General features: G+C 59.1%; 21 protein-coding genes. 10 read left to right on the top strand and 11 right to left on the bottom strand.

What is annotated here, in order from left to right:
• Positions 1-37 precede the first annotated feature (37 nt).
• Positions 38-1291 (top strand): DNA polymerase IV, encoded by a 1254-nt coding sequence (gene dinB / locus ACKTS9_RS11635; protein ID WP_349214614.1) that lies wholly within the window; start codon positions 38-40, stop codon positions 1289-1291.
• A 24-nt stretch (positions 1292-1315) separates the two neighbouring features.
• Positions 1316-1597 (top strand): Dabb family protein, encoded by a 282-nt coding sequence (locus tag ACKTS9_RS11630; protein ID WP_407880940.1) that lies wholly within the window; start codon positions 1316-1318, stop codon positions 1595-1597.
• A gap of 49 nt (positions 1598-1646) precedes the next feature.
• Here the strand turns inward: ACKTS9_RS11630 and ACKTS9_RS11625 are convergent, their stop codons facing one another.
• From ACKTS9_RS11625 to ACKTS9_RS11615, 3 genes are all read right to left on the bottom strand, one after another.
• Entirely contained in the window at positions 1647-2093 is a 447-nt protein-coding gene (locus tag ACKTS9_RS11625) for an Hsp20/alpha crystallin family protein (protein ID WP_349217204.1), read from the bottom strand.
• Between the two features lie 231 nt (positions 2094-2324).
• Positions 2325-3800, bottom strand: coding sequence for an ATP-binding cassette domain-containing protein (locus ACKTS9_RS11620; protein WP_407880938.1), 1476 nt, complete (start codon positions 3798-3800; stop codon positions 2325-2327).
• Between the two features lie 249 nt (positions 3801-4049).
• Positions 4050-4517: a CYTH domain-containing protein gene (locus tag ACKTS9_RS11615; RefSeq protein WP_349217207.1), complete on the bottom strand. Its 468-nt coding sequence runs from the start codon at positions 4515-4517 to the stop codon at positions 4050-4052.
• A gap of 73 nt (positions 4518-4590) precedes the next feature.
• Between ACKTS9_RS11615 and ACKTS9_RS11610 the strand changes: the two genes are divergently transcribed.
• Positions 4591-5820: a class I SAM-dependent rRNA methyltransferase gene (locus ACKTS9_RS11610; RefSeq protein WP_349217208.1), complete on the top strand. Its 1230-nt coding sequence runs from the start codon at positions 4591-4593 to the stop codon at positions 5818-5820.
• Between the two features lie 54 nt (positions 5821-5874).
• On the opposite strand, the gene ACKTS9_RS11605 is transcribed toward ACKTS9_RS11610, so the two are convergent.
• The 3 genes from ACKTS9_RS11605 to ACKTS9_RS11595 form a co-directional block, all read right to left on the bottom strand.
• Positions 5875-6270 (bottom strand): hypothetical protein, encoded by a 396-nt coding sequence (locus ACKTS9_RS11605; RefSeq protein WP_349217209.1) that lies wholly within the window; start codon positions 6268-6270, stop codon positions 5875-5877.
• Positions 6267-6647 carry a DUF3783 domain-containing protein gene (locus ACKTS9_RS11600; protein ID WP_349217210.1) on the bottom strand — a complete coding sequence of 127 codons (381 nt, stop codon included), beginning with the start codon at positions 6645-6647 and terminating at the stop codon, positions 6267-6269. The genes ACKTS9_RS11605 and ACKTS9_RS11600 overlap by 4 nt, the downstream gene beginning before the upstream one ends.
• 603 nt (positions 6648-7250) lie before the next feature.
• Entirely contained in the window at positions 7251-7640 is a 390-nt protein-coding gene (locus ACKTS9_RS11595; protein ID WP_407880934.1) for a hypothetical protein, read from the bottom strand.
• Here ACKTS9_RS11595 and ACKTS9_RS11590 point away from each other — a divergent pair.
• The 6 genes from ACKTS9_RS11590 (at position 7628) to ACKTS9_RS11565 (ending at position 15554) form a co-directional block, all read left to right on the top strand.
• Positions 7628-8857 carry an ATP-grasp domain-containing protein gene (locus tag ACKTS9_RS11590; RefSeq protein WP_407880932.1) on the top strand — a complete coding sequence of 410 codons (1230 nt, stop codon included), beginning with the start codon at positions 7628-7630 and terminating at the stop codon, positions 8855-8857. The two genes, ACKTS9_RS11595 and ACKTS9_RS11590, sit on opposite strands and share 13 nt — an antisense overlap.
• A 12-nt stretch (positions 8858-8869) precedes the next feature.
• On the top strand, positions 8870-9580 hold the full coding sequence (locus tag ACKTS9_RS11585) for an aspartate/glutamate racemase family protein (protein WP_349217213.1): 711 nt from the start codon (positions 8870-8872) through the stop codon (positions 9578-9580).
• 6 nt (positions 9581-9586) lie between these two features.
• Positions 9587-11425, top strand: a complete 1839-nt coding sequence (gene asnB, locus ACKTS9_RS11580; RefSeq protein ID WP_407880929.1) for an asparagine synthase (glutamine-hydrolyzing) — start codon at positions 9587-9589, stop codon at positions 11423-11425.
• Positions 11426-11577: 152 nt separating this feature from the next.
• Complete coding sequence (locus tag ACKTS9_RS11575) at positions 11578-12696, top strand: hypothetical protein (RefSeq protein WP_407880927.1); 1119 nt, start codon at positions 11578-11580, stop codon at positions 12694-12696.
• 44 nt (positions 12697-12740) lie between these two features.
• Positions 12741-14720 carry a methionine--tRNA ligase gene (gene metG / locus ACKTS9_RS11570; protein WP_349217217.1) on the top strand — a complete coding sequence of 660 codons (1980 nt, stop codon included), beginning with the start codon at positions 12741-12743 and terminating at the stop codon, positions 14718-14720.
• Positions 14721-14768: 48 nt separating this feature from the next.
• Positions 14769-15554, top strand: a complete 786-nt coding sequence (locus ACKTS9_RS11565) for a TatD family hydrolase (protein ID WP_349217219.1) — start codon at positions 14769-14771, stop codon at positions 15552-15554.
• A gap of 50 nt (positions 15555-15604) precedes the next feature.
• Here ACKTS9_RS11565 and ACKTS9_RS11560 read toward each other — a convergent pair whose 3' ends face one another.
• The 4 genes from ACKTS9_RS11560 to ACKTS9_RS11545 all read right to left on the bottom strand — a co-directional run bounded on the left by ACKTS9_RS11560 (position 15605) and on the right by ACKTS9_RS11545 (position 17731).
• Positions 15605-16009, bottom strand: coding sequence for a DUF2871 family protein (locus ACKTS9_RS11560; RefSeq protein WP_349217220.1), 405 nt, complete (start codon positions 16007-16009; stop codon positions 15605-15607).
• A complete protein-coding gene (locus tag ACKTS9_RS11555) occupies positions 16006-16674 on the bottom strand; it encodes a hypothetical protein (protein ID WP_349217221.1) in 669 nt (222 codons plus the stop codon). Before ACKTS9_RS11555 ends, ACKTS9_RS11560 begins: the two co-directional genes overlap by 4 nt.
• Complete coding sequence (locus tag ACKTS9_RS11550; RefSeq protein ID WP_349217222.1) at positions 16671-17102, bottom strand: hypothetical protein; 432 nt, start codon at positions 17100-17102, stop codon at positions 16671-16673. Before ACKTS9_RS11550 ends, ACKTS9_RS11555 begins: the two co-directional genes overlap by 4 nt.
• A gap of 71 nt (positions 17103-17173) precedes the next feature.
• On the bottom strand, positions 17174-17731 hold the full coding sequence (locus ACKTS9_RS11545) for a TetR/AcrR family transcriptional regulator (protein WP_349217223.1): 558 nt from the start codon (positions 17729-17731) through the stop codon (positions 17174-17176).
• A 185-nt stretch (positions 17732-17916) separates the two neighbouring features.
• Here ACKTS9_RS11545 and ACKTS9_RS11540 point away from each other — a divergent pair, with 185 nt between their 5' ends.
• Positions 17917-18573, top strand: a complete 657-nt coding sequence (locus tag ACKTS9_RS11540) for a helix-turn-helix domain-containing protein (protein WP_407880920.1) — start codon at positions 17917-17919, stop codon at positions 18571-18573.
• A 50-nt stretch (positions 18574-18623) separates the two neighbouring features.
• Here the strand turns inward: ACKTS9_RS11540 and ACKTS9_RS11535 are convergent, their stop codons facing one another.
• Positions 18624-19103: a hypothetical protein gene (locus ACKTS9_RS11535; protein WP_349214719.1), complete on the bottom strand. Its 480-nt coding sequence runs from the start codon at positions 19101-19103 to the stop codon at positions 18624-18626.
• Positions 19104-19109 lie beyond the last annotated feature (6 nt).

The following is a 19109-nucleotide window of genomic DNA, read 5'->3' as shown; positions in this document are numbered from 1 at the left end:
ATAAAATGATATAATAAACAAAAAAGGGGGTGGCAGCATGAACGCGGACCGGGTGATCTTCCACTGCGACTGCAACAGTTTTTATGCATCAGTGGAACTTTTGTCGCATCCGGAACTGCGGGACGTGCCGGTGGCTGTCTGCGGTGACCCGGAAAACCGCCACGGCATCATTCTGGCCAAGAACGAACCGGCCAAGCGCTTCGGCATTCAGACGGCGGAAACGGTGTACAGTGCCTTGCGCAAATGCCCGAACCTGACGCTGCTGCCCCCGCATCACGACCGGTACCGTGCCAAAAGCCGGCAGGTGAACGCCATTTACGCCCGCTACACCGACCGGGTGGAGCCCTTCGGCATTGACGAAAGCTGGCTGGACATGACCGGCACCTGGCGGTTGTTCGGCGCTTCGCCCAAAGAAGTGGCCGACCAGATCCGCCGTGTGGTGCGTGAGGAAACCGGGCTGACGCTGTCCGTGGGCGTCAGTTTCAACAAAGTGTTCGCCAAACTGGGGTCCGACTACAAAAAGCCCTACGCCACCACGGTCATCGGCCCGGATGACTTCAAGCGCATCGTCTGGCCGCTGCCGGTGGAAAGCCTTTTGTACGTGGGCCGTGCCACTCAGAAGACGCTGGCCGGGCTGGGGGTGCGCAACATCGGTCAGCTGGCCGGCGCAGACCCCGGGCAGCTGCAGCAGGCCCTGGGCAAACTGGGCGGTGAGCTGCGCCGGTACGCCCTGGGCGAAGACGACGCCCCCGTGCGAACCGCCGGTGAACAGCCCGAAGTGAAAAGCGTGGGCAACAACATGACGTTTCGCCGCAACCTGGTCAGCCGGGACGACGTGGTCACCGGCGTGACCGCGCTCTCCGACGAAGTGGCCGCCCGGCTGCGCGCCCACGGGCTTTTGTGCACGGTGGTGCAGGTTCTCATCAAAGATACCGACCTGCGCTCCATCACCCGGCAGGCGCCCGTGCCCGCCCCCACTCATCTGGCCCGGGACATTGCCCGCGCCGCGCTGGCACTGGTGGACAAAAACTGGCCCGCCGGCAAGCCCATCCGCATGCTCAGCGTCACGGCCATGGGCCTGACCGACGGCACCGACGCCCGTCAGCTCTCTTTGCTGGAGCCGGAACCCCAAAGCGATGAAAAGCGGGAACATCTGGAAAAAAGCCTGGACGCTATTCGCAAAAAGTACGGCAAAACGTCTATTGCAAGCGCCAGCCGTCTGAACAATGATCTGGGCCTGGGCCCTCTTGCCATCCGCCCGCCGGCGGAGGAAGAAGACCCCGAGCCCTGAAAATACAAAAAGGAGAATCAGTTTATGGTAAAACACATTGTATTATGGAATCTCACCGACCCCGCCCACAAGGACGAAAACGCCGCCCAAATGAAGGAAAAACTGGAAGGTCTGGTAGGAGTGGTGCCCGGCCTTGTCAGCGCCCAGGTGGGGCGCGGGTTCGCTGGGTTTGATGTGGCGCTGGTCTCTGAGCTGACCGACCGGGACGCGCTGGCGGTGTACCAGGATCACCCGGCTCACATGGAAGTGAAAAAGTTTGTGCACAGCGTGATTTCTGAACGCGTGAGCTGCGACTTCGATTTCTGAAAACAAAAACGCCCCGGCGGGCATGCCCGCCGGGGCGTTTTTCAGGTGATTACTCAATGGCGATGCGCCGGGTCTCCGGCAGCTGCGGCTGCGTTTTCTTGGGGATGGACAGGCGCAGGATGCCGTCTTCAAACTTCGCGGAAATATCCTGTTCCGTCACGCCCTCGCCCACGTAGAAGCTGCGGCTGCACTGGCCGGCATAGCGCTCACGCCGGATGTAGCGGCCGTCCTTGTCGCTCTGGTCTTTGTCCAGACCTTTGGCGGCGCTGACAGTCAGATATCCGTCGCGGATCTCTGCATTGATCTCATCTTTCTTGAAACCGGGCAGATCAATATCCAGTTCATAGGTACCGTCCGTTTCACGCACGTCGGTCTTCATCAAGTTTTTGCTGTGTTTTCCGTACAGCGCGTTCCGGCTGGAAGTAAAGAACGGATCGTTGAACGGATCCATAAAGAATTCATCGAACAGATTTTCACCAAAAATGCTAGGCAACATAAGTCATTCCTCCAATCAAAACGTCTTTCCCGGCGGAACTTTGTTCCGCCTTCGTTTGCCTTCATTGTGATTTGTTTTTTGTTCCCCTGAAGCCCTCCTTCAAGGTACAATTTTATTATACCCAGTTTTTTAGCACTGTCAATACTAGAGTGCTAATTTTCACAAATTCGTCACAATGTTTTCGTTTTTCCTTGGTAAATCAACATTTTTCTTTATACTCTAGCACTCTACTTATTTAAGTGCTAATATTTCTGCGCCGATATTGCGTAAAAACGCGCGATCATGTTCTACCACCAGCATTGCCGTATCCGCCGTTTGCACAAGCACTTCGATCTGCCGGCGCGACAGCACATCCACATAATTCAGCGGCTCGTCCCACACATACAGGTGCGCCGGGCGCGCCAGGCTCAGGGCCAGCAGCACTTTCTTTTTCTGGCCGGTGCTGAGCCGGGCCGCATCCAGCGAAAAGATTGTGCGCTCCAGCCCCAGCTTGCGCAGAAACGTAAAAAACAGCGTCACGTCCGCGCCCTCCCGCCGGGCCAGCTGCGTCAGTTCTCCTTTCAGAAACGCCGGGTCCTGCGGCACGGCGGACACCACCAGCCCCGGGGCCGTGGCCAGCGTGCCGGTGCGCTCTACCGGCACGCCGCAGACCGCTTTCAGCAGCGTGCTTTTTCCGCATCCGTTGGGGCCGGTCAGCGCCAGGCGCCGGCCCGCCTGAAGGCAGAAATCCGCCCGGCACACCGGCCGGCCGTCGTAATACAGCGTCAGGTCTTCGGCCCGCACCAGCGGCGACGCCTTCTCCCAGCGCAGCGGCTGAAAACGCAGTTCCTCCGCGGTCTGCGCCTCCCGCAGCAGCTGCCGTTTTTCAGCGGCCGCCTCCTCGCGGCGAGCCTGCACCGTTTTGGCGTGCTTCATCAGTTTGGCCGCCTTGTGACCCAGATACCCCCGGTCCGGCCGCAGGCCGGAATTGCGCGCATGTTTTTCCGCCTCCGCCTTTCCCGCCCAGTCCGCAGCGCGGCGGGCCGCCTGATCCAGCCGGGCGATCTCCCGGCGCAGCCCTTCGCTGCGGGCGCGCTCGGCCTCGTCCCGGCGCAGCTTTTCCCGCTCCCAGGTGGAATAGTTGCCCCGGCAGAGCGTCACCTCTTCCCGGCCCAGCGCCAGCATGTGGTCCACGCACCCGTCCAGAAAATCCCGGTCGTGGCTGACCAGCAAAAAGCCGTCCTTCTCTTTCAGATACCGGCTCACACAGGCGCGGCCTTCCGCGTCCAGATGATCTGTGGGCTCATCGATGAGGCAATATCCCTCTTCCTGCACAAACAGCGCGGCCAGCATGCACTTGACCTGCTCCCCGCCGGACAGTGCGGCAAAAGGGCGGGCCAGCGTCTCCCCGCGCAGACCCAGGCGGTCCGCCTCGCAGGCACAGCGCCATTCCGGTGCATCCGGTGCAAAGGCGCGCAGCAGCTGCCCCGCGGGCAGGGACGGGTCCGGCACAGAAAACGGGAACAGCACGCAGGCCGGACGCCCGCGCACGGCTCCGCCGTCCGGCAGCCGGCCGGCCAGCAGCCGCAGCAGCGTGGTTTTGCCCCTGCCGTTGCGCCCGGTCAGTCCCAGCCGCCACCGGGTGTCCAGGGAAAGGCAGAGATCTTCGAACAGCGGGTCGCCGCCGTCATAGGCAAACGTGAGATGTTCTACGGAAATTTGCGCCATACAAGCGCCTCCTTTCAACAAAAAAACCGCGGGACAGCGAACCTCACCCCGCAAGGGCGCAGCCCGCCGCATCCGCGGCTTTCGTCGAACAAAGAGGCCCGGATGCGCAAATCATCCCGCTTTTGTGGTGCACAAAACAAAGCTGCCCGACGCAGCCTGTTTTCTGCCGTACAAAGCCGGATTATTTGCGCATCTTCTCACTTCCCCTTTTTCAGTCTGCTGTGAGAATAACACATTCCCGCGCAGCCGTCAATCTCCCAACCGGGTCCGCTTCCAGTACGCGCTCATGGAAAAGCCCCGGTCCTCGGTCATCTCCTCCTGCAGGCCGATGTCCGCTGGCGGCACATACGCCTGCGCCTGCTCCACCGTGTCAAACTCCACCTCTGCGTAGAAAAAGCGGGTGGGCAGGTCCTCGTCCACCAGGCTCACCTCCAGCCGGCGGCCGTCGGGCAGGGCATACACCCGGTAGTCCTTGCTCACCAGCGGCTTGCCGATGAACGCCTCCAGCCTGCGGAAGGTCTCGGCGTCAATGTCCGTCTCGATCTCTTCCCGGGCCAGCGTGCCTTTTCCCTTAAAGCACAAAACGCAGCGGGCCCCGTCCGTGCGGATGCGCACCACCGGCGCGGTGGCAATGTATCCCTGCCGCATGTGCGCCTGCCGCAGCAGCGGCAGATTCTCCGGGAAGCCGGCGATTTTCCATCTGCGTTCAATTTCCATGTCTGTTCCCCCTGTTCATTTTCCTCTGGCTCTATTATAATGGAGAAAGATTGAAAAATCGAGGTATTTGTATATGAAGCAGCAGCGCTCGTTTCCCCTGTTCACCGTCACCGAAAAAGCCGCCCGTTCCGTGCGGGAAGGCCATCCCTGGATCTACGACACCGAAGTGACCCAGGCCCCCGCCGTGGAAAACGGCGTGCTGGCAGACGTGGTCGGCCCCAAGGGCCAGTATCTGGGCACCGGTTTTGTCAGCCTGCAAAGCAAGATCCGGGTGCGGCTGGTGTCCCGCAACGCCAACGACGATTTCTCTCCCGCTTTCTGGCGCCGCCGGCTGGACCACGCCTGGCAGTACCGCAAAACCGTTCTGCGACCGGAAGAGCTGACCTGCTGCCGCATCGTGTTCGGCGAGGCGGACCACTTCCCCGGCCTGACCGTGGACCGGTTCGGCCCTCTGCTTTCGGTCCAGGTGCTCAGCGTGGGCATGGAGCGTCTGAAAGGCCTTCTTTTGCCGCAGCTGGTAGAACTTCTGCGGGAAGACGGCCAGGAGATCACCGGCGTATATGAGCGCAACGACGTGGCCATCCGCACGCTGGAAGGGCTGGAAACCTACAAGGGCTGGTTCCCCGTTCCGGGGCTGCCCACGCCCGCTTCGCCGCTGGCCGAGATCGTGGAAAACGGCGTCAAGTACACCGTGGACGTGGAAAACGGGCAGAAGACCGGCTTTTTCCTGGACCAGAAATACAACCGGGCCGCCGTGGCGCGCCTGGCCAAGGGCAAAACCGTTCTGGACTGCTTCACTCACACCGGAAGCTTCGCACTGAACGCAGCCCTGGGCGGCGCGGCCCATGTGACCGCCGTGGACGTGAGCGAGAGCGCCGTGGAAATGGCGCGGCACAACGCGCAGGTAAATGGCGTGGAAGACGTGATGGAGTGCGTGGCAGCGGACGTGTTCGATCTGCTTCCCACGCTGGCCCAGCCGGGCGCACCCAAGTACGATTTCATCATTCTGGACCCGCCCGCCTTCACCAAATCCCGCAAAACGCTGCACGCGGCGCTGCGGGGCTACAAGGAGATCAACTACCGGGCCATGAAGCTTCTGCCCCGGGGCGGCTATCTGGCCACCTGCAGCTGCAGCCACTTCGCCACCGAAGAGGCCTTCTGCCGGATGCTGCGGGACGCCGCCAGGGACGCGGGCGTGCAGCTGCGCCAGATCGAGGCGCGCCAGCAGGCGCCGGATCACCCCATTCTGTGGGGCGTGCCCGAAACCAGTTATCTCAAATTCTATCTGTTCCAGATCGCATAAACACAAACAAAAAGGGGGCCGCAGCCCCCTTTTTTATTTGCACCGGCAGGTCCGTCACATTCCCCGCAGGCGCAGCCACAAAATCTTCAGTGCGCCGTAACCGTGCTCCTTGTCGGTTTTCAAGGTCTCCACCCGCTCCCACAAAGCAGGCTTTCCGTCCAGCACCAGGCCGCCGCGTCCGGCGCCCGTGATCTGCACAGGCGCTTCGCTTTTGCCCGTGTAGGAGCAGCTGTCATAGTCCCACAAAATGCGGCCCTGCTCGTCCACAGCCGCCGCCCACATGGAACAGGCCTTGCCTGCTGCCTCACCGTAGCAAAACCGCTCAAACAGCACGCGCCCGTCCCGGTAAAAGGTCACCCGGTCCCGAAAGCGGGGCCGGCCGGTCTGCTCATAACAGAACCCCGCGCAGCCCGCCTGGCGGATCTCCTGCGTCAATGTGTCAATTTTCATTGTTTTTGCGCCTCCCTGATCGCCTGCCGCTCCCGCTTCAGTTCTTCCATCAGCTCCAGCACTGTCCAGCTTCGGTTGTGGGGCGTGACCACCGCTTTGTAGTCCACCGAAACCTCCCGTGCCCGCAGCGCCGCCAGAAGCGCCTGCAGCGCCGGGCCGTCCACGCCGTCCAAAAGCAAAAGACTCTCCGCCGGGCCGCTCACCGGTGCCGCCGCGCACGGCTCGTCCAGCTGCGCCACCGTGCGCACCAGCTGCCCCGGCGCAATGGCGCTGGCTGTGATGCCGAACCCGTTCAGCACCTCCAGCAGCGCGGCGCGCCCGTCCGTGACGCCGTAATAATAAGCCCGCGGCGCCGCCGCGGCAATGTGTGCCTTCATGCTCCATCCCCCTGCTTGTTTCTTTTCTCTATTATGACGGTTTTTCCGGCCGCCGTCAACTGTACGCACCGCAGTTTTATGTGTATATTAGATAGAATTTCGCGATAAGTTTCTTCTATTTTGTCTATTGCGCATAATCCATTTCCGGGCTATAATAAAGACAGAAAACAGGAAGGGAGTTGAAGCCCATGTACCAAGCAGAAGAACCTGTGCAGTTGGTGCAGGGCGTATAACTCAGGACGGACCGCTACGATTGAACATCGATTAGAGCTGGTTCACTGCCCGGAGTTGCGGGAAGAGAAACCGCAGGAGATGAGGCAGATGGAACACCGTGTAGCGAGGCGCCGCCAACATGAGCTTATGCGTCTTGCAGCCGAGAGGCACACAAACACCGCCCCACAAAATAGAACGGCATAAGATCACTGGAGATTTTGCCCATAAAAAATAAAGCGGCGGTTACAGCAGCAAAGAAGCTGCAAAGGTTCCGAAGATCGTCTTGAAAAACAGGCAATCCGAAAACGGGGACCAAAATAAAAACGAGAGAAAGGTTTTTTATACCAATGTACTAGGCAATCGGCCTTGTTCTTCCAAACACATTCACATTTATAATAGATCGCAAAAATCCAGTTTTGTTTGTGGTTGAATGAATGAAATGCGCTTGAGACTGAGATCTTCAGGCGAGTAAACCGGTAGATCTTTTGAAGGGAAATAAGACCCATGCACTGGTAAAGAAAAAGGGGAACCACCCTTTCCGCAGTGGTTAAAAGGCAAATGTTTTTTAACTCTGAAAAAGCGGAGAATCGGTTTGGACAATTGAATCAATGAAACAGGCGGCAGCGCGAAAGGCGCTGCCGCTTTTTTGTGTTTCTGTCCGCCACTTTTCCCCTGTCCGTTTGGTTGACAAGCCCCGTTTTGGCTATATAATAAAGTAGTAATATTATGGGGTTGTGTACCCCATGTGAAAAAGCGAGGCTTTTTGTATGGCTCAAACACCTGAGATTCTGCCCGTGCTGATCGGCGCGGACATGAACTGTTATTCTGTGGCGCGCGCCTTTCACGAAGAGTACGGCGTGGTTTCCCATGCGTTCGGCCGCTGGCCCATGGGCGACACCATGTACTCCCGCATTGTGCAGTGCACCTATATTCAGGACATCGACAACCGGGACACGCTGCTGGCCACGGTGACCCAATTTGCGCACCAGCACGCGGACAAGACCTGCATTGTGCTGGGCTGCACCGATGACTATGCCAGCCTTTTGATGGACATTCGGGACGAGCTGCCCGAAAACTGCGTCGCGCCTTATATCACCCCCGCGCTGCGGGACAAGCTGGTTTCCAAAGCGGACTTCTACGATCTGTGCGACCAGTATCACATTCCCTATCCGAAAACCTTCTGCGCCCAGAAGGCACTGCCGGCTGAGGAACTGAGCGAAGAGGCACTGGGCTTTTCCTACCCGGTGATCGTGAAGCCGTCTTCTTCCATTCTGTATTGGAAGCATCCCTTCGACGGCATGAAAAAGGTCTATACGGCCCAGAATCCTCAGGAGGCCGCCCGCATTCTGGCACAGATTTACGGCGCCGGCTATCCGGACAAAGTTCTGGTGCAGGACATGGTGCCCGGCGACGACAGCTTTATGCACGTGCTGACCGCCTATGTGGACAAAAACAGCCGCGTAAAAATGATGTGCCTGGGTCACGTGGGTCTGGAGGAGCACACGCCCAAAGCACTGGGCAACCACGCGGCCATCATCACCGAGTACAACGAATCTCTGATGGAAACGCTGAAAGCCTTCCTTGAGGACATCGGCTACACGGGCTTCGCCAACTTTGATGTGAAGTACGACAGCCGGGACGGCTCTTACCGCGTGTTCGAGATCAATCTGCGTCAGGGCCGTTCCAACTACTATGTGACGGGCGCGGGCTACAACCTGGCCCGGTACGTGGTGGAAGACCGGGTGCTGAACAAGGACCTGGGCCCCTGCGTGATGAACCAGAAAGAGACGTTCTGGCATTCCGTGCCCCGGGCTGTGGTGTACAAATATGTAAAGAGCCCCGCCTTCGTGGCCAAAGCGCGTCAGCTGGCCCGGGAAGGCCGGGAGACCACCAGCTTCGGCTACCGGCCGGACCTTCTGACCAACCCCAAGCGCATGGCCTATTATCTGGTGCACATGCAGCGCTATTTCAAGAAGTTCAAAACCTATTACAAGTAAGGAGGGACGTGTATGCCTCCAAAGATGCTGGGCATTCTGGGCGGGCTGGGCCCCATGGCCACGGTTTATTTTTACGAACTTGTGACCCGCCACACCAAGGCCGCCTGCGACCAGGACCACATCGACATCATCATCAACAGCCGGGCCACCACCCCGGACCGCACGCGCTTCATTCTGGGACAAAGCCAGGACGACCCCTTTGACATCATGGCGGCGGACGCAGCGCGGCTGGTGACCTTTGGCGCCGAGATGCTGGCCATTCCCTGCAATACGGCGCACTATTTTTACGACCGCCTGAACCAGACCATTCCCGTTCCCATTTTGAACATGGTGGAAGAGACGGTGCGCACCGCCAAACAGCGCTGCGACAAGGTGGGCATCCTTGCCACCAGCGGCACCATTGAAACGCGCACCTATCAGCGCCAGTGCGAAGCGCAGGGGCTCGCCTGTGAAGTGCCCTGCCCCGCCGACCAGCAAAAGATCATGGACATCATCTACAAGGATATCAAGCAGGGAAAACCTGCCGATAGGCAGGCTTTCTGCGAGGTATCGGACCATCTGCGCAGCGCCGGCTGCGGCCGCATCATTCTGGGCTGCACGGAGCTGTCTCTCATCAAACGGGACGAGCATCTGGATTCTTTTTATATCGACTCGATGGAAGTTCTGGCCAAACACGCCATTCTGGCGTTCGGCAAAACACCCATCGGCTTTGAGGAGGATTGACCCCCTATGTGTGGTTTTATCGGATTTACAGGCATTTTAAACAGCAAAGAGACCATTCTGCAGCGCATGATGGACCGCATCGTACACCGCGGACCGGACATGGGCGGCATGTATACCGACGAAGACGTGGCCCTGGGATTCCGCCGCCTGTCCATTCTGGACCTGTCCGAGGCAGGCGCGCAGCCCATGAAAAACGAAGAGGGCACCGTCATCGTCACCTTTAACGGCGAGATCTACAATTTCATGGAGCTGCGCAAGGAGCTGGAAGCCAAAGGCCACACGTTCCACTGCCATGCCGACACGGAAGTTCTGGTGCACGGCTACGAGGAGTGGGGCACCGATGTGGTGTACCGCCTGCGCGGCATGTATGGCTTTGTGATTTGGGACACGCAGCGCAAACGCCTGTTCGGCGCCCGGGACATCTTCGGCATCAAGCCCTTCTACTACTACCCCATCCCCGGCAACAAGGGTCTGATTTTCGGCAGCGAGATCAAAAGTTTTCTGGACCATCCGGATTTTGTCAAGCAGGTCAATGAGAACGCGCTGCGCCCCTACCTCACTTTCCAGTACTCCGCTACGGAAGAGACCTTCTTCAAAGGTGTGTACAAACTTCCGGCCGCGCACTATCTGGTATATGAAAACGGCCATCTGACCACCCAGCGGTATTGGGACTGCGACTTCGAGCCCAAAGAGCAGGACTTTGAGGCCTGCACCCAGCAGCTGGATGAAACCGTGCACGAATCCGTGCAGGCGCACCGCATTGCGGACGTCAAGGTGGGTTCCTTCCTGTCCGGCGGCGTGGACTCCAGTTATATCACCGCCTGCCTGATGCCGGACAACACGTTCAGCGTGGGCTTTGACTATCACAAGTTCAACGAGACCAATTACGCGGCTGAACTGTCCGAAAAGCTGGGCGTGACCAATTACCGCAAGCTGCTGACCGCCGAGGAATGCTTTGACGCGTTCCCCGACATCCAGTATCACATGGACGAACCCCAGTCCAACCCTTCCAGCGTGCCTTTGTATTTTCTGGCCAAGCTGGCCCGGGAGCATGTGACGGTGGTCCTGTCCGGCGAAGGTGCAGATGAGATTTTTGCCGGGTATGAATGGTACGCCGATACCCCCGCCATGGAGAAGTTCAAGCGTGTACCCCGCCCACTGCGCCGTCTGGCTGCGGACGTGGCTAAGAAAATGCCCTATTTCAAAGGCAAAAATTTCCTGCTGAAATGCGCCGAGCGGCCCGAGGATTCCTTCCTGGGTCAGGCCCTGGTCTTCCCCGAAAAGGAAGCCGAGGCCGTGCTGAAGCCCGCCTACCGAAACGGTCCCTCGCCCCACACATTGGCCGGCGAAGTCTACGCCCGCGTCAAAGACAAGGACGAAGTGACCAAAAAGCAGTATCTGGACATGAACCTGTGGCTTCCGGGAGACATTCTTCTGAAGGCCGACAAAATGTGCATGGCGCACAGTCTGGAGCTGCGGGTGCCCTTCCTGGATAAAAAAGTGATGTCCTTTGCCGAGACCATTCCCACCCGCTACCGCATTCAGGGCACGAATACCAAGGTGGTCATGCGTCATGCCGCCAACCGCACCCTGCCCGACGAGTGGGCCAACCGTCCCAAAAAGGGATTCCCGGTGCCCATCCGCTACTGGCTGCGGGAGGAGAAATATTACAACCTGGTCAAAGAATATTTTACCAGCGACTACGCGGCGATTTTCTTTGACACCACCGCTTTGATGAAGCTGCTGGATGACCACTTCCAGGAGAAGGCCAACAACCAGCGCAAAATCTGGACCGTGTTCACCTTTTTAGTTTGGTACAAGCGCTTTTTCATCGACGAGAAATAACCCGACGCTTTTGCGGGGGATGCGGCAGTCCCCCGCTCCCCCCAACGGGACCGTGTTCACCTTTTTGGTTTGGTACAAGCGCTTTTTTCATCGACGAGAAATAACCCGGCGCGTTCCTGCGTCCCCCGCTCTTTGCGGCAGAGGAGCCCTCTATGAAAAGACTGTTCCGAAAATTGGCTTTTATCTTGATCGGCGCCGTGATGGGCATTGTGCTGGTGGCTTTGTACTCCGCCTTTTTGCCTGTGGTGCTGGACCTGTCTCTCTTCCCCCTTCTGCTGAGTCTGCTGGTCACGCTCGTGTGGATGTCTGTGGTTTTCATGTTCTCTGTTCCGCTTCACGAGGCCGGCCATCTGGTGTTCGGGCTGGCCACAGGCTATGAATTTGTCTCCTTCCGGGCGGGAAAGACCATCTGGACCAAACGGGACGGCAAACTGGTGCGGGGCCGCTGCCAGGTGGCAGGGACCGCCGGCCAGTGCCTGATGTCGCCGCCCGGCCAGCCGGACGGTGCCTATCCCTATGTGCTGTACAATCTGGGCGGCGCGCTGTTCAATCTGCTGGGTGGTGCGCTGCTGCTGGGAATTGCCTTTGCACTTCCCTCGCTGGCCGGATTTCTGTGCGCCAGCGCGGGTCTGACCAATCTGTTCATGGGCCTCGTCAATCTGCTGCCCCTGCCCGACGTGTGCAACGACGGTGTGAACCTTCTGGCCCTGCGCAAAGGCGCTGAGGCGCGCCGCGCCTTCTGGATCACTCTGGCGGCCAACGCGCGGCTGGCCCAGGGCGCGCGGCCTTTGGACCTGCCCGCCGACTGGACCCAGCCTCTGCCGGATTTTACAGAGCACACCCCGGCGCTGACCTTTGGGCTGCTGGTTCTGGAAGCGGCCCGCCGCATGGACGCCGGTGACTATGACCAGACCATCGCCCTGTTAAACCAGCTGCTGCAGTTTCCTCAGGTGGTGCCGGCCCAGAAGCTGGCCTCCGAAGGGGACGTACTGCTGTTGACGCTGTTGACAAAAGGCCCCGGTCCCGAGGCGGGCAAGCTGTGCACGCCGAAACTGCTGGGGGCACTGCGGGCGGGCAAGACCTCGCCGCCCAGCCAGTGCACGCTGTATGCCGCCGCCCGCCTGCAGACCGGAAGCGAGACAGACGCGCAAAAAGCCCGGGCCGCCTTTGAAAAAGCGGCTCTGACCCACCCTTATCCCGGCGAAACGCAGCTGTACCGGGAACTGTTTGACGCTGTTGACCGCAAGGCCGATGCCTTGCGCGGCACATAAATCACAGTGCGTTCCATTCGCGCACTTTGAAAGGAAGAATACATATGGAAAAGAAGACCTACTACATTACAACGCCCATTTACTATCCCAGCGACAAGCTGCACATCGGCCACAGCTACACCACCGTGGCCTGCGACGCACTGGCCCGCTACAAACGGATGCAGGGCTACGACGTTCTGTTTCTGACCGGAACCGATGAGCACGGCCAGAAAATTCAGGACAAGGCCGCCGCCAAAGGCGTGACCCCGAAAGAATACGTGGACGAGATCGTCGAAGGAAAAGGCGGCGTGAAAGACCTGTGGAAACTGATGAACATTTCCAACGACCGGTTCATCCGCACCACCGATGACTATCACGTAAAAGCCGTGCAGAAAATCTTCAAAAAACTGTACGAACAGGGCGACATCTACAAAGGCTGCTACAAAGGCCATTACTGCAAACCCTGCGAGAGCTTCTGGACCGACAGCCAGCTGAAGGACGGCAAATGCCCGGACTGCGGCGGCGACGTATACGAGGCCGAGGAAGAGGCCTATTTCTTCAAAACCAGCAAATACGCCCAGCGCCTTTTGAAGCTGTATGAGGACGTCCCCGACTTTATTCAGCCCGAAAGCCGCAAAAATGAAATGATCGCCTTCATCAACCAGGGCCTGCAGGACACCTGTGTGTCCCGCACTTCTGTGAAGTGGGGCATCCCCGTGGACTTCGACCCCGCGCACACCGTGTATGTGTGGGTGGACGCGCTGTCCAACTATATCACCGCCCTGGGATATGACAACGACGCCTACAACGATTACGACAAATACTGGCCCGCGGACCTGCACATGGTGGGCAAGGAAATTCTGCGCTTTCACACCATCATCTGGCCCGCCATGCTGATGGCGCTGGATCTGCCCCTGCCCAAGCGGGTATTCGGCCACGGCTGGCTGCTGCTGGACGGCGGCAAAATGTCCAAATCCAAGGGCAACGTGGTGGACCCGGTGATCCTGTGCGAGCGCTACGGCGTGGACGCCATCCGCTATTTCCTGCTGCGCGAGATTCCCTTCGGCAACGACGGCAACTTCTCCAACGAAGCGCTGATCTCCCGCATCAACTCCGACCTGGCCAACGACCTGGGCAACCTTTTGAGCCGCACCGTGAGCATGGTGGAAAAGTACTTCGACGGCACCCTGCCCGAAGAGCGCGTTTCCGGCGCCTTTGACGACGAACTGAAAGCCGTCATCGAGGCCATGCCTGCCAATGTCACCGCCGATATGGACGAGCTGCTGATCCCGCAGGCTCTGGCGGAGATCTTCAAGGGCATTCAGCGCGCCAACAAGTACATCGACGAGACCACCCCCTGGGTGCTTGCCAAAGACGAGGCCAACAAGCCCCGTTTGGCCGCTGTACTGTACAACCTGTGCGAAAGCCTGCGCTATGTGGCTACGCTGCTGGCGCCCTTCATGCCCGATACCACGCCGAAAATGGCGGCTCAGCTGGGCATTGCGGGCGAAGCCATGAGCTACGACGATTTGAAGGGCTTCGGCACCCATGCGGCTTACACCGTGCAAAAGGGCGAGGCGCTGTTCCCCCGCATTGACGCCGCCAAAGAGCTGGAAGAGCTGGCCAAGGCAGAGGCTGCCGCCCGCGCCAAAGCCGCCCCGAAACCCGAAGCGCCCAAACCCGCTGAGAATGCGCAGCCCCTGGAGCACCGGCCCCAGGTCACCATTGACGATTTTGCCAAGTGCGAACTGCGTGCAGCCAAGGTGCTGACCTGCGAGACCATCAAGGAGTCCCGCAAACTTTTGAAGATCACTCTGTTTGACGGCGAACGGGAGCGCACCGTGCTCTCCGGCATTGCCAAGTGGTACAAACCTGAGGATCTGATCGGCCGCACAGTGGCCATTGTGGCCAACCTGGCTCCTCGTCCCATGATGAAGGGCCAGTACGTGAGCGAGGGCATGATCATGGCCGCCAACCTGCCCGACGGCGGCGCGTCCGTGATTTTCTTCCCGGACGAAGTCCAGCCCGGCAGCCTGATCTCCTGACAACACAAAAAAGCGCCCCGGCGGGGCGCTTTTTTCGAGAGGTAACTTATGATTTTCGACACCCATTCCCACTATACTTCCCACCGGTTTGACGACCACCGCACGCAGCTTTTGGATTCGCTGCCCGGTCAGGGCGTATGCGCCGTGGTGGACTGCGCCACCGATTTCGACACCGCCACCCAGTGTCTGGCCCTGGCGGACCAATACCCCTGGCTGTATGTGGCCGCAGGCATCCATCCCCAAAGCCTGATCGAAGAGGACGCGTCCACCCGCACCCGCTTCGGCGGAGACTGGCGGGCCGAACTGGAGGCCATTGAACCCCTGTACGCAGACAAACGGGTGGTGGCCGTGGGCGAGTGCGGCCTGGACCACTACTGGCCCATTCCCAAAGAAGAGCAGGCAGCCCTGTTTGAAGCGGAACTGGAAGTGGCCAAAGCACACGACCTTCCCATCATTGTTCACGACCGGGAAGCGCACGCCGACACGTACGCAATGCTGAAAAAGCACCGGCCCAAGGGCGTGGTGCACTGTTATTCCGGCAGTGCCGACGACGTGGCATGGCTGACGGCGCAGGGGCTGTACATCGGTTTCGGCGGTGTTTTGACCTTTGCCAACGCCCGCAAAACCGTAGAGGCCGCCGCCGCGTGCCCCCTGGATAAAATTCTTCTGGAGACCGACTGCCCCTATCTGGCGCCCGTTCCCTTCCGGGGAAAGGAAAACCACTCGGGGTTGATTCTGCACGTAGCCCGGCGGCTGGCGGAGATCCGCGGCCTGACCGAGAAAGAAGTTCTGCGCATCACAGAAGAAAACGCCCGCACGCTGTTCGGTGTATAAAGCAAACGGCCCGCCTGTCTGGGACAGGCGGGCCGTTTTGGCTTTATTGTTTACACGGACCGGCGCACGTGCACCAGCAAATACAGCGCAGCCGCACCCAGCGCCAGGTGTCCCAGGCCCGCTGTGCCGGACAGCGCACCGTTCAGCGCCGGGCTCAGTGATGCACCGCACACCTGCACAACGCCCCTGACCAGCAGCCCCAGCGCCGTAAGATTCAAACCGATATGATAGGCCGGCGCGGCCCATTTCGCCCGGCGGGCACCCAAAAGCCCGTTCTTTTCCAGCAGCAGCAAAAGCAGGCAGACGCCTGTTCCCAGCACCAGATAATGGGCGTGCACCAGTCCCAGCGACGTCCGGTCCGTGAAGCCGGACAGTCTGGTGAATTCCCGGTAAAACACCCCGCCCGCCAGGGCAAGCGCTCCGTACACAAGCGCCGCGTTCGCAAATCGTTTCATGTTGTTCCCTCCCTGCGCAATGCGCGATATCCGATCAGCACGGTCCACACGTAGGCGCACGTTTTCGGAATCATCAGCATTCCCACCCAGGAAGCTGCGTCCGCCCACAAGACTACCGGAATGTAAAAGCCGAAGCTGAGCACAATGGTCAGCCACATCCAGCGAAACGCCCGGTCGTTTGTCCGCCGGGCGCTGCGGTAAAACAGCACCAGTACCACCAGCCCCAGCGCCGCAAAGGGCAGGTTGCGGTAAATGCCCCAACTCAACGGCGGATTGGCACTCAGCCATTCGTTTTGCGGCATCATGCACAGCACGATCCGCACGGCCGCCAGCGCCCAGACCAGAACGGTCCAGCCGTTTCCGCCCTGCACCCGATAGCGCAAACGCCACACATAGTACAGCAGCACGTAAAAGACGGTCATGGTCACCGAGGTGATCCATTTGCCCATGCCCAGCGCCGTCACAAAGTTTTCCAGCCCCGTGGTGCAAAGGGCCACCGCCCGGGGCACCAGATGAAACGCGTCACCCGCGCCCAGCACAATGGCCATAACGCCAAACAGACGGAATTGTGCCGGCGCGTTTTTCCAGGTGACCATTTTCACCCCCAGCGTCAGCACCAAAATCAGATAGACCGCATCAAAACCGGTCTCCATCATCGCTCTCATAACATCTCTCCTTCCCTGCAAAACCTAATTTTCTGTACAAAACGAATGCCGAAGGCCAGCCCCGCACCCAAAAGCGCGGCGCCCAATCCCGTGTAAAAAACAGCGATGCACCGGTCGGGCGCCAGCCGGGCCGTGCGCAGTACAATGCCGCCCGTCATCATTCCCGCCATGATCGCAAAGGACCGGCCGTCGAAAAAGCGCCAGAAATACTGCCGGTCTTCGTATCCGGTGATGCGTGCCGTGTGTTTTTTCACCAGTCTGGAAAATACAAAAATCCAGAAAACAGCAAATACCGCCAGAGAAATCAGCCCGTTGGTCCAGTTCACATACGGCCCGTACGTTTCCAGACCAATGCGGAGAATGTTTCCCCCGGCCGCGGTCCAGACCAGACCCGCCAGCAACAGCAGCGTCTTTGCCTGCACTTTCATAAACGTTCCTCCTTTATTGTGAACATTGTTCATTTTGAGCCTGAAAAGAAGCCCGCCTGGCGGGCTGTCTTTCAATACAATATTCTGCGTACCAATTCCAGCGCGGCGGCGGGATCGTTCTGCCCGCGCACCATGTCGCCCAGCAGCAGAGAAAACAGCGTTCCCGCAAAGACCCGGGGCGTAAACGCCGAATCGAAGGCGCCCGGCCGCACGCGCGCATCCCGCTCCAGAACGGTGCACAGACCGTCCATCATGTGGCTCCAGGTCTGTTCCATGCGAACGCGCCCTTCGGCCTTTTCCAGATGAAAAAACCGGGCGGAGTGCATGGAAAAGAATCCGGGATACGTCTGCGCGCCATACAAAATGCGCTGATAAAGCCAACGCACACAGCTTTCCGCGCTTTGAAACAGGTCCGGGTCTTCCGGCGTGTGAAAAATGTCGCACCACACGCTTTCCACCGTGGCGCTGACCAGCTCTGCCTTCGAGCCGAAATAGTTGTAAATCGACCCGACCGCCACCCCGCACGCAGCCGCTACGGTGCGGATATTCACCGCATCCCAGCCATCGGTGCGCACCAGCTGCCGGCAGGCTTCCAAAATGTCCTGTCGCGACGTTACCGCTGCATTCATGTTATCACCTCAAACTGAACAATGTTCATTATAACAGTGTTTTCCCTTTCTGTCAATCACCGCTGCTGTCTCACAGGCGGAAAAAGGCTTCTGCAACCGCTGGTTGCTAAAACTGAACCGTTCGCTTGGTCGACATTTCTTCTCTTCTTTGCTATGATAAAAGCGCGGAAAGGGGAGCAAAACCATTGACATTGGGTGAAAAAATCTTCACGCTGCGCAATCAAAGCAAACTGTCCCAGGGAGAACTTGCGGAAAAACTGAACGTATCCCGCCAGTCGATCTCCAAGTGGGAGACCGGAGCCAGCGTGCCGGAGCTGGACAAACTGATCGCCCTGAGCGAGGTATTCGGCGTCACCCTGGACGAACTGGCCAAAGGGGATGCAGTGCCCCGGCGCGCACCGGAACCAGCGCCCGTCCAGCCGGCACCCACGCCCGTTCCGCCGGCACCGGCGCCGCGGGCCGGCGCCTTGGACACGCAGAAAATTCTGGGGCTGATCCTGTTTGGCGTCGGGCTTTTGTGCTGCGTTTTGCGGCTTGTGCTGGGGCCGTTTGCCGGCGAGAACTTCCTGCTGCTGGGCGGCTATCTGCTGCTGTGCGGCGCGGTGTGCCTGCGAATAAGGCGGAACGCCGGGCTGGTGATCGGATGGGTCACCGTTGTGCTGGTTCTGCTGATCACCCCCTACTGGACGGGCATCCGCATCTTCGCGGTGTTCCACCGGGAGTTCTGGAGCGGCGGAAAGATTTCGATTTTGCAGGTGCTCAGCTCCGTATTCTGGCTGGGCGCCGCGGCCCTGGCCGTGGTCAGCGCCCTCCGGCTTTTCCGCACACGTTCCCGCAAATAAAACAAAGCCGCACCCTCCTGCCTTGAAAAAGGCAGAAGGGCGCGGCTTTTCTATTGGGTTGAGCGGAGCTCTTGTACCCGCCCCTCATCCGTTGCAATCAACAGCAATTCCTGCGCCATGCTTTTGGCCTGTTTCAGCTGTCCGGGCGGAAATCCGTGACAAAAGATATCCCGGAAATTCTCCCAGGCAATGCCTTCCCGTGGCAGCACAAGCATCAGTTCGCTGAAATAGTTCAAAAAGAGAGTTGCATCTTTTTCAAATTGCTTTTGCGACAGCCGCACCGTGGCCATTACATCGCTTGTGCCCGCATAGGTCACAGCCGCACCTTCGTATTGAAACAGACGGTTCTCCACCTCCTGTTTCAAACGGTCCCTTTGGCATAAATCGACCGTATAGGCCTCCCGGCTGAACCGGCAGAAAAGGAACGGCACCTGCCATTCGGTCATCTTCCCCAGAATGTGTTCGATCAGTTTTGCACGCAGGATGGGGTCGGATGGCTCCCATTCCGTACCGAAAAACACGTTCTGCATTTCAAT

This window comes from Owariibacterium komagatae (genome assembly GCF_045865535.1).
GTDB classification, from domain to species: Bacteria; Bacillota; Clostridia; order Oscillospirales; family Ruminococcaceae; genus Ruthenibacterium; species Ruthenibacterium komagatae.
The sequence above is the reverse complement of the archived record's forward strand: the minus strand, read 5'-3'. Positions and strand labels throughout refer to the sequence as shown.